Annotated in this window: 13 protein-coding genes; 8 read left to right on the top strand and 5 right to left on the bottom strand. The window is 71.5% G+C overall.

From position 1 onward, the window contains the following. The first annotated feature begins 121 nt into the window (after positions 1 to 121). From aspS to IE275_RS30330, 4 genes are all read left to right on the top strand, one after another. Positions 122 to 1,885, top strand: a complete 1,764-nt coding sequence (gene aspS / locus IE275_RS30315) for an aspartate--tRNA ligase (RefSeq protein WP_189714975.1) — start codon at positions 122 to 124, stop codon at positions 1,883 to 1,885. A 162-nt stretch (positions 1,886 to 2,047) separates the two neighbouring features. After that, positions 2,048 to 2,974, top strand: a complete 927-nt coding sequence (locus tag IE275_RS30320; RefSeq protein ID WP_189714977.1) for a dioxygenase family protein — start codon at positions 2,048 to 2,050, stop codon at positions 2,972 to 2,974. Positions 2,975 to 3,082: 108 nt separating this feature from the next. Continuing rightward, positions 3,083 to 4,060, top strand: a complete 978-nt coding sequence (locus IE275_RS30325; protein WP_189714979.1) for an intradiol ring-cleavage dioxygenase — start codon at positions 3,083 to 3,085, stop codon at positions 4,058 to 4,060. Positions 4,061 to 4,218: 158 nt separating this feature from the next. Then, positions 4,219 to 4,602: a hypothetical protein gene (locus tag IE275_RS30330; RefSeq protein ID WP_189714981.1), complete on the top strand. Its 384-nt coding sequence runs from the start codon at positions 4,219 to 4,221 to the stop codon at positions 4,600 to 4,602. A 17-nt stretch (positions 4,603 to 4,619) separates the two neighbouring features. Here IE275_RS30330 and IE275_RS30335 read toward each other — a convergent pair whose 3' ends face one another. From IE275_RS30335 to IE275_RS30345, 3 genes are all read right to left on the bottom strand, one after another. After that, positions 4,620 to 4,847: an ATP-binding protein gene (locus IE275_RS30335; RefSeq protein WP_189714984.1), complete on the bottom strand. Its 228-nt coding sequence runs from the start codon at positions 4,845 to 4,847 to the stop codon at positions 4,620 to 4,622. Between the two features lie 109 nt (positions 4,848 to 4,956). Continuing rightward, positions 4,957 to 5,631, bottom strand: a complete 675-nt coding sequence (locus IE275_RS30340) for a hypothetical protein (protein ID WP_189714986.1) — start codon at positions 5,629 to 5,631, stop codon at positions 4,957 to 4,959. 57 nt (positions 5,632 to 5,688) lie between these two features. Then, positions 5,689 to 8,202 carry an FG-GAP-like repeat-containing protein gene (locus tag IE275_RS30345; protein ID WP_229870714.1) on the bottom strand — a complete coding sequence of 838 codons (2,514 nt, stop codon included), beginning with the start codon at positions 8,200 to 8,202 and terminating at the stop codon, positions 5,689 to 5,691. Positions 8,203 to 8,418: 216 nt separating this feature from the next. Here IE275_RS30345 and IE275_RS30350 point away from each other — a divergent pair, with 216 nt between their 5' ends. Genes IE275_RS30350 through IE275_RS30360 form a run of 3 tightly spaced genes read left to right on the top strand, consistent with a single transcriptional unit; the run spans position 8,419 to position 11,632 of the window. Next, positions 8,419 to 9,021, top strand: coding sequence for a DUF4956 domain-containing protein (locus tag IE275_RS30350; protein ID WP_189714988.1), 603 nt, complete (start codon positions 8,419 to 8,421; stop codon positions 9,019 to 9,021). Then, entirely contained in the window at positions 9,018 to 9,806 is a 789-nt protein-coding gene (locus IE275_RS30355; protein WP_189714990.1) for a polyphosphate polymerase domain-containing protein, read from the top strand. The genes IE275_RS30350 and IE275_RS30355 overlap by 4 nt, the downstream gene beginning before the upstream one ends. Next, entirely contained in the window at positions 9,803 to 11,632 is a 1,830-nt protein-coding gene (locus tag IE275_RS30360) for a carbohydrate-binding domain-containing protein (protein ID WP_189714991.1), read from the top strand. Before IE275_RS30355 ends, IE275_RS30360 begins: the two co-directional genes overlap by 4 nt. Positions 11,633 to 11,706: 74 nt before the next feature. Here IE275_RS30360 and IE275_RS30365 read toward each other — a convergent pair whose 3' ends face one another. After that, positions 11,707 to 12,072, bottom strand: a complete 366-nt coding sequence (locus tag IE275_RS30365; RefSeq protein ID WP_189714993.1) for a PH domain-containing protein — start codon at positions 12,070 to 12,072, stop codon at positions 11,707 to 11,709. A gap of 76 nt (positions 12,073 to 12,148) precedes the next feature. Continuing rightward, positions 12,149 to 14,614, bottom strand: a complete 2,466-nt coding sequence (locus IE275_RS46195) for an FG-GAP-like repeat-containing protein (RefSeq protein WP_229870717.1) — start codon at positions 14,612 to 14,614, stop codon at positions 12,149 to 12,151. 194 nt (positions 14,615 to 14,808) lie between these two features. Here IE275_RS46195 and IE275_RS30375 point away from each other — a divergent pair, with 194 nt between their 5' ends. Next, positions 14,809 to 16,158: a pectate lyase family protein gene (locus IE275_RS30375; protein WP_308435713.1), complete on the top strand. Its 1,350-nt coding sequence runs from the start codon at positions 14,809 to 14,811 to the stop codon at positions 16,156 to 16,158. The last annotated feature ends 45 nt before the right edge of the window (positions 16,159 to 16,203 follow it).

The following is a 16,203-nucleotide window of genomic DNA, read 5'->3' on the forward strand; positions in this document are numbered from 1 at the left end:
ACGAGAAGTGCCACTGATCGTCGGCGCGCTATTGAGGGGAGCCGATCTCGGGGTGCCCGGTAGGCTGGGGTTGTTTCACGTGAAACGTGCCCCCCGATCCGCGAAGGCTGGATGAACCACGATGCATCGGTACAGGTCCCACACCTGCGGCGAGCTCCGCTCCTCTGACGTCGGCACCGACGTCCGGCTGAGTGGCTGGCTGCACAATCGGCGCGACCTGGGCGGCATCCTCTTCATCGATCTGCGCGATCACTACGGCATCACGCAGCTCGTGGCCCGTCCCGGCACGGCCGCGTACGAGGCTCTGGACAAGGTCACCAAGGAGTCCACGGTCCGCGTCGACGGCAAGGTCGTCTCCCGCGGTGCCGACAACGTGAACCCCGACCTCTCCACCGGTGAGATCGAGGTCGAGGTCGGCGAGGTCGAGCTGCTGGGCGCGGCCGCCCCGCTCCCCTTCACCATCAACGCCGAGGACGGTGTCAACGAGGAGCGGCGCCTGGAGTACCGCTTCCTCGACCTGCGCCGCGAGCGCATGCACCGCAACATCCTGCTGCGGACGTCGGTCATCTCGGCGATCCGCCACAAGATGACGGCGCTGGGCTTCAACGAGATGGCGACGCCGATCCTGTCCGCCACCTCCCCCGAGGGCGCCCGCGACTTCGTGGTCCCCTCCCGTCTGAACCCGGGCAAGTTCTACGCCCTGCCGCAGGCGCCGCAGCAGTTCAAGCAGCTGCTGATGATCTCGGGCTTCGACCGCTACTTCCAGATCGCGCCCTGCTTCCGTGACGAGGACGCCCGCGCGGACCGTTCGCCGGGCGAGTTCTACCAGCTCGACGTCGAGATGAGCTTCGTCGAGCAGGAGGACGTCTTCCAGCCGATCGAGAAGCTCATGACCGAGCTGTTCGAGGAGTTCGGCAACGGCCGTCACGTCACCTCCCCGTTCCCGCGCATCCCGTTCCGTGAGGCGATGCTGAAGTACGGCTCCGACAAGCCGGACCTGCGGGCCCAGCTGGAGCTGGTCGACATCACCGACATCTTCGACGGCTCGGAGTTCAAGGCCTTCGCGGGCAAGCACGTGCGCGCCCTGCCGGTGCCGGACGTCTCCGCCCAGCCGCGCAAGTTCTTCGACCAGCTCGGGGACTTCGCGGTCTCGCAGGGCGCGAAGGGCCTGGCCTGGGTGCGCGTCGCCGAGGACGGTTCGCTGTCCGGCCCGATCGCGAAGTTCCTCACCGAGGAGAACGTGGCGGAGCTGACCAAGCGTCTCTCCCTGGCCGCCGGTCACGCGGTGTTCTTCGGCGCGGGCGAGTTCGACGAGGTCTCGAAGATCATGGGCGCGGTGCGGGTCGAGGCCGCCAAGCGTGCCGGGCACTTCGAGGAGAACGTCTTCCGCTTCTGCTGGATCGTCGACTTCCCGATGTACGAGAAGGACGAGGACACCGGCGCGATCGACTTCTCGCACAACCCGTTCTCCATGCCGCAGGGCGGCCTGGAGGCCCTGGAGACCCAGGACCCGCTGGACATCCTGGGCTGGCAGTACGACATCGTCTGCAACGGTGTCGAGCTGTCCTCCGGCGCGATCCGGAACCACGAGCCGGAGATCATGCTCAAGGCGTTCGAGATCGCGGGCTACGACCGGGACACCGTCGAGGAGAAGTTCGCGGGCATGCTGCGGGCGTTCCGCTTCGGCGCCCCGCCGCACGGCGGTATCGCGCCGGGTGTCGACCGCATCGTCATGCTCCTCGCGGACGAGCCGAACATCCGAGAGACGATCGCCTTCCCGCTCAACGGCAACGCCCAGGACCTGATGATGGGCGCGCCGACGGAGCTGGAGGAGGCGCGGCTGAAGGAACTGCACCTGACGGTGCGCAAGCCGCAGCCGAAGTAGGTAATTGAGTAAGGGCAGCCTTACCTAATTATCGCTCAGAATTCCAAGGGGCCGGAAATCTCCGTAGATTTCCGGCCCCTTTCGTTTTCCCTTTTCAGGTTTCTTGGTTAACCACAGTGCTTTCCCACGGCGCTGACAGCCTTCTTACTTAGCGTCCGAAACATGACGGGAACACAAGAACCGAAGCACAAGAAGGACCTGACGCGCCGGAAGGTCGTCGTGGCCGGCACCGCGGCGGTGGCCGCGGTCGGCGCGGGCGGCGCCCTCGCGATGTCCGCCTCCGCCGACGAGGCGGCCGACGCGACGAGCACCGCGTCCGCCTCCAGCACCGCGGAGGTCTGTTACAAGCTCACCTCGGAGACCACCGAGGGGCCGTACTACATCGACGCCGACAAGCTCCGCCAGGACATCACCGAGGACAAGGAGGGCATCCCGCTGACCCTCCAGCTGAAGGTGATCGACTCCGAGACCTGCAAGCCGGTGGCGAACGCGGCCGTCGACATCTGGCACTGCGACGCGCTGGGCCTCTACTCGGGCTACGAGAGCTTCTCCCAGGGCGGCGGCACCGCGCCCACGGACGCGCCCACGGACGCGCCCACCGGCACCCCCACCGATGTGCCGACCGGCACCCCGACCGGTGAGCCGCCGTCCGGTGGCGGCGGTGGCGGCGGCCACGAGGAGCCCACCAGCGACACCCGCTATCTGCGCGGCACCTGGAAGACGGACAAGAAGGGGTGCGTCACCTTCAAGACGGTCTTCCCCGGCTGGTACCAGGGCCGGTGCGTCCACATCCACACCAAGGTGCACGTGGACGGCGAGTGGACCGACGCCGGCTACGAGGGCGGGCACGCCTGCCACACCGGCCAGTTCTTCTTCGACGAGGAGACCGTGCTGCTCACCGCGGAGGTGGATCCGTACTCGACGAGCACCACCACGCGCACGACGCTCACCGAGGACACCATCTACGACCAGAGCGGCACGACCGGCGGTCTGCTCAAGCTGAAGTACAACAAGAAGAACATCGCCAAGGGTGTGACCGCCTCCATCACCATGGGCGTCGACCCCGACACGACCAACGACGGCACGTGACGGAGTCCGTCCGGCCGTAGGTCGATTTCCGGCCCCTTTCGCGCGCGGGTGCGAAAGGGTGCCGTTTTCTCAGCTCGTTGACAGGGTTCCTCTCTAATTTTCATGTGCATGACAGCACCTGAACAGGAAACCCAGGTAAGCCAGGAAATCCAGGAAACCCGTGATTCCGGTGACCCGACGCGTCGCCGGGTCGTCGCCGTCGGTGCCGGTGCGATCGCCGTGGCGGGACTCGGCGGCCTCGCCCTGTCGGTGGACGCGGCGGCGGGGGAGAGAACCCCGGCCGGGCGGGGCAAGGCCGAAGGGGCTCCGGCCGAGGACTGCTACGTCCTGACCTCGGAAACCGTCGAAGGCCCCTACTACATCGACGCCGACAAGATCCGCCGCGATGTCCGGGAGGACCGCGAGGGCATCCCCCTCCTCCTCGACCTCAAGGTCATCGACGCCGTGACCTGCCGGCCGATCCGGGACGCGGCCGTCGACATCTGGCACTGCGACGCGGTGGGCGTCTACTCCGGCTACGAGGACATGGGCAACGGCGGCGGGGGCGGCGGCGGACCGGCCCCCACCGGCGAACCCCCCACCGGCGCCCCGACCGGCGCGCCGCCGTCCGGCAACCCCGGCGGCCACCAGGAGCCGACCGACGACACCCGCTATCTGCGCGGCACCTGGCGGACCGACCGGCACGGCCGGGTCGCCTTCAAGACGGTGTTCCCGGGCTGGTACCGGGGCCGGTGCGTCCACATCCACGCCAAGGTGCACGTGGACGGCGAGTGGACCGACGCCGGCTACGAGGGCGGGCACGCCTGCCACACCGGCCAGTTCTTCTTCGACGAGGAGTCCGTCCTCGCCACGGCCGTGGTGGAGCCGTACGCCTCGAACGCCGCCGAGCGCACCACGCTCACCGAGGACACCATCTACGACCAGAGCGGCACGACGGGCGGCCTGCTGCGGCTCCGCTACGACCACCGGGACATCTCCCGGGGCGTACGCGCGGCGCTGACCGTCGGCGTGGACCCGGACGCGACGAACGACGGCCAGGGCGCGCCCCCGCAGCCGAGCGCCTCGGCGTCCCCCTCGGCCACCTGACCTGACCCTTTGTCACGGGGCGCCCCTCGCGGCCTTCCTGGAGACCTCACCGCGAGCGCACAGGAATCCCGAGGGGCGCCCACAGCGGCCTGCCGTCTCATGGGAGAGGAGGGAGCCGGGCCGACGCGCACCGGCTGGACCTGGGGAGGAAACCACCGATGGCGTTCACGCTCGTACTCTCGGCACTGCTGATCACCGGCGCGGTGACGGCCGTCGTCGCCCAACGCCGTTCCCGGCGCCCCCGCCCCCCGTCCGGCCTGGACGCGGAGGCCGAGGCGAACCACTGGCTCGTACGGCTGGGCGGGGGACTGGTCCCGCCGGACGCCCGCACGTGGGTCGGTGCGGACGAGGAGGCGGGCCGGGCGCTGACGAGGGCCGCGGAATGCCACCGCGAGGCACGGGCCCGCCTGGCCGCGGCCCGCACGGCGGCCGACTACGCGGAGGTGACACGGGTGGCGCGGGAGGGACTGGCACATCTGCGCACGGCCCGCGCGGCCCTGGGCCTGGACCCTGCATCGGCGGCGGTCTGCGTGCCTTCGTGAGCCGGTGCGGCGGGCGTTCACACGGCGGTGTTCGTCAGGTCGCACCAGATGTACTTGCCGGTGCCGACGAGGCGCCTGTGGTCCGGCTGCCGGACCCAGCCCCAGCTGTCCGAACAGGTGCGGACGAGCCCCAACCCGCGCCCCGATTCCGCGTCCCACGGCGTCTGGCGAGGTGGACGCGGTGGCGTGGGGTCGTTGTCCCAGACGCCGAACCGCAGGGTGCGGTGTTCCGCGCGGAGCTTCATGGCGGCGGGCCCCTCGGTGTGCCCACTTCCCGTCACCCCCGTCGGTCTCGCCGCCCTCCTGCGAGGTCTCCGCGTCGAAGGGGCGTGAAGCGGGCCGGTGACGGTGTGCTCACGGCGGTTCCGCTTCCCCGTCGTCCGGTGACGCCCCCTCCTCCAGCAGCCGTTCCGCGATGTCCGTGGACCACTCCTGGGCCCAGGCCCGCAGGGCGCCGATCTCCTCCTCCGTGAGGCCGTAGGCCGTGAACGCCGCGTCCGGGTAGTGGTCCGTGCCGGTCAGACGGGTCTGGAGGGTGGGCAGGTCGAACGCGTCGCGGGCGTGCCGACGGGCCAGTTCCTCCAGGTCGGGGTGGGTGAAACGGGCGGACGCGGCCCGCGCGTCGATCAGGTCGACGGCCAGTCCGCGGTCGTACAGGGCGCGGATCTTGGTCCCGACGGCGTCCGGCAGGCCGAGCGTCGGGCCGTACGGGGTGAGGACGGGCGGAGACCACAGGGTCTCCTTGTGGAGCGCGAGCCCCAGGTCCATGACCGTCAGATGCGCGGACAGCGGGTCCGTGTCCCGGACGGTCGCCTCCAGCCCGCGCACGGCCAGCGCCGCGACGAGCATGTCGGCGAGGTGCGGCATCGGATCGGCGCTCTCCGTCGCCAGGTCCACGTTCGCGTGCGGCCGCAGCAGCAGCCCGTGCGCCTCCAAGGCGTACCCGCCCGCCAGCGAGAGCGGCACGGGCGCGACGGCGGCGACTTCGGCGAGGAGCCGCAGATGCGGTTCGAGCAGGTCGGGCGGCATGACCGGAGCGTAGTGCCCGGATGCCGCCGTCCCCGCCCGTTCCCGTCCGGTGTCGGCTCAGGACAGGGTCTTGTACCCGCCCCAGCCCGACCCGATCTGCGTCCGCGACCCGAACGAGCCCTTGCCGTCGCCGTACTGGCGGTACAGCTTGCCGGCGGTGTCCCGGGCGACGAGATCGACCCTGCCGTCCCGGTTGAGGTCCCCGGCGCCGACGACGGCGTTGTACGAGGCGCCCCAGCCGGCGAACAGCTTCACCCGTGCCCCGAAGGTCCCCTTGCCGGTGCCGAAGTACCGGTACAGGTTGTTCGCCTTGTCCTGCGCCAGCAGATCACCGACGCCGTCCCCGTTCAGGTCGCCGGCGCCGACGACCTTCCTGTACGTCTTCCAGTTGTCGTACAGCTTCACGCGCGACGACAGCTTGCCGGTGCTCGTGCCCTTGTAGAGGTAGACGGCGCCGGTGGAGGCGTTGCGGGCGATGAGGTCGGGGCGGCCGTCCTTGGTCACGTCGCCGGGGGCGGTCAGCACGTCGTACTGGTTCCAGCCGCCGGTGGCGAGGGTGGTGTACGGCGTCGAAGGCTTCACCGCACCGCCGCAGGCCGGCTTGTACAGCCGTACCGCTCCGCTGCTCAGCCGGACGAGGACGTCGTTGCAGCGGTCGCTGCTGAGGTCGCCCACGGGGACGGCCTTGACCGTCGTGGCCCAGCCGGTGCCGGTGAGCTTGCCCGAGAGCGCCCCGCCGCCGGTGCCGTACTGGACGCTCAGCGCGCCTGAGGAGTTCAGGGTGAGCAGGTCGCCGGTTCCGTCGGGGGTGGCGGAGGCGCCGCCGAAGTCGTGGGCGGCGGCCGCGCCGCCGGTGACGGTGACCGTTCCGGAAGCCAGCTTCACGGCCGAGGCCGCGCCCACCTGGGTGGCGCTCAGTGTCCAGGTCAGCGGTCCGTTGGACGCGTAACCGCCGCTCGTCGTACGGCCGTTCCAGTGTGCCGCGACCTTCAGGCCGTCGGCGGTCGTGCCGGTGAGCGTACGGACCGTGCGGCCCGCCCGGTCGGTGACGGTCACCGACCACGACGAGGCCGGCCGGCTCAGCTGCCAGACGGGAGCCCAGGCGGTGTCGGCGGTGGTCGTGCCCTTGAGCGGTGCGGTCGCCGGGACGGTGGAGCCGCTGACGGCGAGCGTCGGCCACGCGGTCCGGGAGCCGTACAGCCGGCTCACGGCGCTCGCGCTCGCGGCGCCCGACCAGACGGCGGTGGCGGTGCCGTCGCCGGCGACCGAGAGCCGGCCCTGAACGTAGGCGCTCGCCGAGCCGGGCAGCTGGGCGGGTGTCGTCCAGGCGCCGTTGTCGCGGACGGACTCGACCAGCGCTCGGCCGCCACCGCCGGTCTGCGTCCACAGCGCGTGGACGGTGCCGTCGTCACCGATCGCGCTGTCGTACTGCTCCGGCACGTAAGCCGTCGACAGGGTCTGCGGGGCGGACCAGGTGCCGGTGTCCGCGTCACGGGTGGCGGTGCGCGTGTTGAACCGGGTGGTCCAGTCGACCCAGACCAGGGTGACGTCGCCGTCGGGCGCGATCAACGGCTCCGGGGTCTCGACCAGGTTGGCGGTCCCGGTCACGGTCTCGACGGACGACCAGGTGCCGTCGGCGGCGCGGGTCGCGGCGAGGATGGAGCGGGACTCCGACTCGTCGGTGCCGCTGAAGGTGAGACTCACCGACCCGTCGTCGGCCGCCGAGAGCTGGGGGTCGCCGGCGGAGAGATAGGCGCCGGCCACCGGCACGGGTGCCCCCCACTCCGTCGCGTCGGCGGCCCGGGAGACCGAGAGCAATGTGGCGATCCCGCCGGAGTGCTGGAGATAGGTGACGACCGTGGTGCCGTCGGAGGCGACGGCGACGCTCGGGGAGAGGGCCGCGTCGGCCCCGTCCGCGGTCGCGGTGCTGATCCGCACCGGGTCCGACCAGGTGCCCTCGGCGCTCCGGACGGCGACGCGCACCTCCGGCTTGACGGTGGTACCGGTCCTGTTGCCCCAGACCACGGTGAGTGTGCCGTCGGCCGCTTCGGCGAGCTCGATGCCGCCGTCGGCCCAGGACGCGTCGGTGCCGACGATCTCGACGGGCGTCGACCAGCCGGACTTGTCGGCCGTGAGTACGGAGCTGACCAGCCGGCTCGCGTTCTTGCCGTCACCCGGCGAGGTCGACTCGGGGAGCTCCCACCACACGGCGGTCACCGTGCCGTCAGCCGAGGCGTGCAGTTGCGCGTCGCCGCCCTCGGTCGGGGTGGTCGTGAGCAGTGTCGGCGTGCCCCATGTGTCTGCACCGGCCGGTCGTACGGCGGCGTAGAGCTTGCGTTCGCTCGTGCCGGCGAACTGGTTCCAGACCGCGACGGCGGATCCGTCGGCGGCGGTGACGACGTCCTGCACGGCGGTGTGGGCGGCGGCTCCGGTGATGGCGGTGGCCGTCGTCCAGGGGACGGCCGGGGCCGCCGCGGCCGTCGACGGGAGCACCGCGCCGCCCGCGACCGCGAGCGCCACCGATGAGATCGCGGCGGCGAGCCGGCCGCGCGACAGGGCGTATCTGCCCATGGAACGTTCCCTCCCCCGCAAGGGCCCCCGCCCTCGCACAAGTGAGCGAACTTTAACAGTCTTTGATCTCCGTTTACCGCCGATTTACACAAGGGTGACGTGCCCCAAGTGCCCTGTGGGGATGGTCCGTTCATCACCAAGACGCTCCCTGTACTTCTCAAAGTCGCTTAAGGGAGACCAAAGGCCGTTCACAGCGTGTGGCCCGATGGTCTTGGCATGGCCACCCCATTGCTGCTCGTCGCCACGGACCTCGTCGCCGGTTCTGTCCTGGCCTTCGCCGTCTACTTCCCCCGCCACCACCGCAAGGACCTGGTCACCGCCTTTCTCGGGATCAATGTCGGGGTGCTCGCCGTCGCGATGACGTTGAGCAACGCGGCGGTGGGCATCGGCCTGGGCATGGGTCTGTTCGGGGTGCTGTCGATCATCCGGCTGCGGTCGTCCGAGATCGCGCAGCACGAGATCGCCTACTACTTCGCCGCGCTGGCCATCGGCCTGCTCAACGGCATCCCCGAGGAGACGTCGGCCCTGCCCGTCGCGCTGACGGCGCTGGTCGTCGTCACCCTGTACGTCGCCGACCACCCGCGGCTCTACGCCCGGCACCGCTCGCGCAGTCTGCGGCTCGACTCGGCGCACACCGACGAGGCGGCCCTGCGCGCGCACCTCGAAGTGCTGCTCGGCGGGCGGGTGGTGAACCTGTCGGTGAAGAACGTCGACCTCGTCAACGACACCACCCTGGTCGAGGTCCGGTACGTGACGCACCACGCCGGGGCGCCGGTCCCGGCGCCCGGCTCCGCGGCCCGGCCGGGGGTACGGGCGTGACCACGCTCGAGTCCCTCGGCGCGGCCGTCGGCGCGCTGCGGCCCGTCGGGCTCGACGAACTCGTCGCCCGCGCCGAGCTGCTGACCCGTGTCGACCGCAAGTACGTCCTGCCGCTCGCCGACCTGCCCTTCGCCCTCGGCGGCCTGGACACCGGCGTACGCGTCCTGGACATCGACGGGCGGCGGGACTTCGGCTACCGCTCCCGCTACCTCGACACCCCCGACCTGGACGCCTACCTGGGCGCCGCCCGCGGCCGCCGGCACCGGTTCAAGGTCCGCATCCGCAGCTATCTCGACTCCGGCCTCGACTTCCTGGAGGTCAAGACACGCGGTCGCCGGGGGACGACGGTCAAGCAGCGGATCCCGTACGAGGGGGACGGGCGGCGGCTGGAGGGCGGGGCGCGCTTCTACGCCGACACCGTCCTCGCCGGCGCCGGCATCGACTCCCGGAGTTTCGTCCTGCGGCCCACGCTGACGACGACGTACCGGCGTACGACGCTGCTGCTGCCCGACGGCAGCCGGCTGACCGTCGACACCGGGCTGGTGTGGGCGCTGCCGGACGGCGGCGGGGTGCTCGGCGCGCAGGACCGGGCGATCGTCGAGACGAAGTCCGGGCGGGCCGGGTCCGGCGCCGACCGGCTGCTCCGGTCGCTCGGACACCGGCCCTGCACGGTCTCCAAGTACGGCACCGGACTGGCCGCCCTGCGCCCCGGACTCCCCGCCCACCGCTGGCTGCCGGTCCTGCGCCGCCACTTCCCCACCGCACTCGACGGGAGCCCGACATGAGCAGCAGAACAGTACGGCGCAGGTCCGGCGCCGCCCTCGCCTCGGCGGCGCTCGCCTGCGCCGCCCTCGTCGGGTGCTCGTCCGGCGGATCGGCCGAGGCAGGCGGCTCCGCGGAGTCGTCCGCGGCGAGTACGGCGGCCGCCGGCACCGACGGCACCCAGAGCGCGGACACCGTCCTCGCCGCCGACGAGGAGGCCCACGACGGCGACCCGGGCGATGTCTCCGACGCCGTGGAGATCACGCTGAAGGGCGCCGCCTCCGTCGCCGGGGAGGGCGCCGACGTCGACGGGTCGACGGTGACCATCACCTCCGGGGGCACCTACCGGATCAGCGGCACGCTCACCGACGGGCGGCTCGTCGTCGACGCGGCCGACGCGACCGTGACGCTCGTCCTCGACGGGGCGAGGATCTCCAGCTCGAAGGGCGCGGCCGTCGCCGCCACGGCCGTGGACCGGCTCGTCGTGGTGCTCGCCGACGGGAGCACGAACACCCTCTCCGACGCCGGTTCCTACGCCGACGGGGCGGAGGCCGACGCCGCCCTGTTCAGCGCGGGCGACCTGACCGTCGCGGGCGGTGGCACGCTCACCGTGAAGGGCAACGGCAACGACGGCATCGTCAGCAAGGACGGGCTGGTCGTCGCCTCCGGGACGGTCACCGTGACCGCCGCGGACGACGGCATCCGCGGCAAGGACTACCTGGTCGTCGAGGACGGCGAGATCACCGTCACGGCGGGCGGCGACGGCCTCAAGGCCGACAACGAGGAGGACGCGGACGCCGGATACGTGTCCGTCGAGGGCGGCACGCTCGACCTCACCGCCGGGGGCGACGGCGTCGCCGCGGCGACCGACCTCGTCGTCACGGGCGGCCGGCTGACCGTCGGCAGCGGCGGCGGCAGCGGTACGCGGCCCGCCGACGACATCTCCGCGAAGGGGCTCAAGTCCGGGATCATCACCGTCCTGGAGGGCGGCACGGTCGCCGTCGACGCCTCCGACGACGCCGTGCACAGCGACGGCGCCGTCCATCTCGCCGGGGCCACGGTCAGCGCGGCGAGCGGGGACGACGGGGTGCACGCCGAGGGCGATCTCGTCGTCGACCGGGGCACGGTCAAGGTGACCCGGGCCTCCGAGGGGATCGAGGGCGGGAACATCGTCGTGGGCGGCGGCTCGGTCTCGGTCGTCTCCAGTGACGACGGGGTCAACGCGTCCGGCAGCAGCGGGAGTTCCGCGGCGCGGGGCGGCGGCCCCGGCGGTGGCGGTGGCGGCGAGAGCGTCGGCGACTACCGGCTGACCGTCACCGGCGGCACCCTGCTGATCGACGCCGAGGGCGACGGTCTGGACTCCAACGGCACCGCCGAGATCACCGGCGGCACGGTCGTCGTCAACGGTCCCCAGCAGGGCGGCAACGGCGCGCTCGACGTCAACGGCAGCTTCACCGTCAGCGGCGGCACGCTCCTCGCGGCGGGCAGTTCCGGTATGGCCGTCGCCCCCGACGAGGACTCCGCGCAGGGCTGGCTGTCGGCGACCCTCGACTCCTCCGTCCCGGCGGGCACGACGCTCCATGTGGTCGACGCCGACGGGAAGGTGGTCGCCACGTACGTCACGGCGAAGCAGATCCAGAACGTGGTCTATTCGTCGTCCGCGATCGAATCCGGGGCGGAGTACCAGGTCTGGTCCGGCGGCTCGGCGGCCACCGAGAGCACCGGCGGCCTGGCCGCGAAGCCCGGCACGCTCGGCGACGCGGAGCGGATCGCCACGGTCACCGCCGGGGACGCCCCGCAGGGCGGCGGCTTCGGCGGAGGCGGCGGGCCGGGCGGCGGCCGCGGGTGACGGCGGCGGGGGCCGTCGTCAGTGACGTACGGCCCCCGCGGACATCGGTGTGACGACCGGTGTGACGGCCGACGTCACCTGGCCACGAACTGCGTGAGGATCGCCTGCACCTCGTAGATGTCCACACCCTTGGTGAACGTCTTCTCGATCGGCGTCGGCGTGCCGGAGACCCAGATCTTCAGCTCGGCGTCCAGGTCGAAGGTGCCGGCGGTCTCCACCGCGAAGTGGGTGATGCTGCGGTACGGGATGGAGTGGTACTCCACCTTCTTGCCGGTGATGCCCTGCTTGTCGACGAGGAGCAGCCGACGGTCGGTGAACAGGATGGTGTCGCGGATCAGCAGGAACGCGGCGTGCACCTGCTCACCCTGGCCCAGCAGACGCGCGTAGTCCTGCTGCGCCTGGTTGTTGTCGATCGGGTGGGCGTTGCCGAAGAGTGCCATGGAAGTCCCCCAGGTGTCGGTTGTCGTGCGTCGGATTCGAGGTGGGTGCGGGTGCTGCGGGTGCGGATCGGGTGGGTCAGAACAGACCCTTGTAACGGTTGAAGCTGCCCCCGATCTTCACGCGGCTGCCGAACGTGCCCTTGCCGGTGCCGGCCTGCCGGTAGAGGTTCCCGGCGGTGTCACGGGCGACGAGGTCCGCCCTGCCGTCGCGGTTGAGGTCCCCCACACCGACGACGACGTTGTACGAGGCCCCCCAGTTCGCGGCGATCTTCGCGCGGGAGGAGAAGGTGCCGTCGCCCTTGCCGTAGTACCGGTACAGGTTGTTGGCGGTGTCCTGGGCCAGCAGATCGCCGATGCCGTCGCCGTTGAGGTCGCCGGCGCCGACGACCTTCTTGTACGTCTTCCAGTTGTCGTAGAGCTTCACGCGCGCCGACAGGCCGGCGGTGCTCGTCCCCTTGTAGAGGTAGACGGCGCCGGTGGAGGCGTTGCGGGCGATCAGGTCGGGGCGGCCGTCCTTGGTCACGTCACCGGGGTAGGTGAGGACGTCGTACTGCTTCCAGCCGGTGCTGGAGATCGTCTTGTACGTCGTCGTCGGCTTCGGTGCGGTCCCGCAGGCCGGCCGGTACGCGCGCAGGGCGTCGCCGACGCGGACCAGGACGTCGTTGCAGCGTTCGCCGTTCAAATCGCCGAAGGGCACCGCCTTGATGCTCGTCGACCAGCCCGTGGCCGACGCGCCCGTCTCCAGCTGTCCGGTGCCGTCGCCCAGGACCCACTGGATCCGGCCGGAGGTGTCGAGCTGGAGCAGGTCGCCCAGGCCGTCCGGGGTGACGTCGTGGCCGCCGAAGTCACGGAACGCCGGGCTGCCGCCGGTGACCGTCACGGTGCCGGTCGCGAGGGTCGACGCGGTGCCGGAGCCCCACTGGACGGCCTTCAGCGACCAGGTGAGCCGGCCGTTGACGGCGATGGCGCCGGTGCCCGTACGGCCGTTCCAGACCGGGGCGAGCGCCGTGGAGCCGGCCGCCGTGGTGCCGGTGAGGGTGCGCACGGCCTTGCCGGCGGTGTCCGTGAGGGTGAGCGTCCAGGAGCTGACCGGCGAGCTCGTCGTCCAGGTCGGCTTCCAGGCGGCGCTGGAGGACGTGGTGCCCTTGAGGGGCGCGGTGACCGGGACCGAGCTGCCGCTCACGGCGAGCGCGGGCCAGGTGGTGCGGGCGGCGGACACGTCCGTGTAGGTCGAGTAGCCGGACACCGCGCCCCAGACGGCGGTGGCGTCGCCGGCCGAGTTCGCGGCGATCTCGCCGCGCACCAGCTTGCCGACGGTGGCCACCCGGCGCGGGGACGTCCACTCCCCGTCGGCCAGGGTGGCCTCGTAGAGGGAGCCCGTCTGCCCGTCGGACTCGGGCCACAGCACGTGCACCGAGCCGTCGGGGGCGATCTCGGCGTCGGCGGTGTACGCCGCGGTTCCGGCGGACAGGGTGCGCGACTCCGCCCATTCACCGGTGCCGCTGTCGAAGGTGGCGGTCCGTACGTCGTCGGCGCCCGCCGCCCGGTCGAACCAGACGAGCGTGACATCGCCGTCGGGCCCGACCAGCGGCCGCGGCATCTCGGCGACGGTGCCGACCGCGGACGCGGCGGTCCGCGGTCCGCTCCACGCGGAGGCCGCGTCGGCGCGCCGCAGCACCTGGAAGGAGCCGTTCAGGTCCTTGTACACCAGGTGGAGCGAGCCGTCCGGGGCGGAGCCCAGCGTGGGCAGCTCGTAGGAGGCGGTGATCATCTCCGGGGTCTGCCAGGCGAAGGTCTCGGCCGGCCGGGAACTGGTCATCACCCGGTACATCTCGCCCACCGACATCCAGTACGACACGACGAGCCCGCCCTGGCCGTCGAAGGCGATCTGCGGCCCGCCGACGTTGCCGTAGCGGGAGGTGCCCGCGTGCGTGGCGGCGTTGCTGACCTGCTCCGGCTCGGACCAGGTGCCCTCCGGGTACAGGAGGGAGGCGAACACCTCGCTGCGGGAGTTCGCGCTGCGGCCCCACACGGCGGCGACCACTCCGCCGGGCCTCACGGCGATGTCGGGCACGATGGAACTCGATACGTCGGTCGAGTCGAGCACGGTGGGCTGCGACCAGGCCGTCTGCCCGGCGGGCAGGACGGCGGAGAGGGTCCGCCAGCCCGTGCCGGTGCCGGTGTCGATCCACACCGCGACGACCGAGCCGTCCGGCCGGGCCGCGAGCCGGGCGTTGAAGGTCGTCCCGCCGATCTTGGCCCGGGTGCTCCAGGTGTCGCTGTTCGCGGGCCGCCGGGCCGCGTAGAGGTTGCCGGTGACCGTCTCGGTCCACACGGCGACGGCGGTGCCGTCCGCGGTGACGACGACGTCCCGGACCTCGGACTTGGTCATGCTGAGCGTCTTCGCGCCGGTCCACGGCGGCAGCACGGGCGCCGCCGCGGCCGGTGTGGCCGGGAGCGTGGCGCCCGCGAGCGCGAGCGAGACGGCGACGAGTGCGGTGGCCGTCGCGCGACGGCGCGACGGCAGGGCTGATCTGCCCATGCGTGATGATCCCTCCCCGTTGAGGGGCGTTTCGCCCCCTGACGGGCACCTTAAGGGGCAGGTGAGGGAATCGTGAAGGTGTTTGATCGCGTGGCGGACGGGACAGGCGAAGAAATTTCCGATTCAACGGCAACCCCCCACGGGGCGGCGGCCACTGACAGGACGTAAGCCCGTTCCTCCCGTAAGGATCCCCCGTGGCAGCTCCCGCTCACCGCCGGTCCCTCCGCGCCCGCCGCACCCTCGTCGTCTCCGCCGCCGTCGTGGCCGCCGGGGTCGGCGCCGGTGTCGTCGTGATGAACGCGAACGCCACCGCCGTGGACGTGTACCACCAGACGCTCGCCGCCAAGGACGGCTGGGCCTCCTCCGGCACGGGCACCACCGGTGGCACCAAGGCCGACGCCGCGCACACCTTCACCGTCTCCACCCGCGCCCAGCTGGTGAAGGCGCTGGGGTCGGCGTCCGACACCACCCCGCGGATCATCAAGGTCAAGGGCACCATCGACGCCAACACCGACGACTCCGGCAAGAAGCTGACCTGCGCCGACTACGCGTCGGGCACCGGCTACTCGCTCTCGGCGTACCTCAAGGCGTACGACCCCGCCACCTACGGCACGTCGAAGCTGCCCTCCGGCACCCAGGAGAAGGCCCGCGCCGCCGCCCAGACCAAGCAGGCGAAGAACATCGTCTTCAAGGTCCCCGCCAACACCACCGTCGTGGGCGTGCCCGGCACGAAGGCCGGCATCTCCGGCGGCATGCTCCAGATCCAGAACGTGGACAACGTCATCGTCCGCAACCTGACCTTCGCCGCCACCGAGGACTGCTTCCCCCAGTGGGACCCGACCGACGGCGACGACGGCAACTGGAACTCCAACTACGACTCGGTCACGCTGCGCGGCGCCACCCATGTCTGGGCCGACCACAACACGTTCACCGACGCGCCCCACCTGGACAGCGCCAACCCGAAGTACTACGGCCGCGAGTACCAGATCCACGACGGCGCCCTCGACATCACCAAGAGCTCCGACCTGGTCACCGTCTCCCGCAACCAGTTCACCAACCACGACAAGACGATGCTGATCGGCAGCAGCGACAGCGAGCCCAGCGGCAAGCTGCGCGTGTCCATCCACCACAACATCTGGAAGGGCATCGTCCAGCGCGCCCCGCTGGCCCGGGTCGGCCAGGTGCACATTTACAACAACTACTACGACGTCACGACCCTCAACGGCTACGCGACGCAGTACAGCATCAACTCCCGGGCCAAGGCGCAGGTCGTCGCCGAGAACAACTACTGGAAGGTCCCGGCGGGCGGGAAGGTCGCCAAGCTGCTCAGCGGCGACGGCACCGGCTCCGTCAAGGGCTCCGGCAACCTCGTCAACGGCACGGTGACCGACCTCGTCGCCGCGTACAACGCCGCGTCGTCGAAGGACCTCAGGACGACCGTCAACTGGACCCCGGCCCTCACCACCGGCCTGGAGTCCTCGGCGAAGAACCTGCCCACGTCGCTCGCGACCACCACGGGCGCGGGCGTCCTGACGGCGTCCTGACCGCCCCGCACGGCCGGCGGCCCGGTGCCCACCTCTCCCGGGCCG

Source organism: Streptomyces phaeofaciens (assembly GCF_014648915.1).
GTDB lineage: Bacteria > Actinomycetota > Actinomycetes > Streptomycetales > Streptomycetaceae > Streptomyces > Streptomyces phaeofaciens.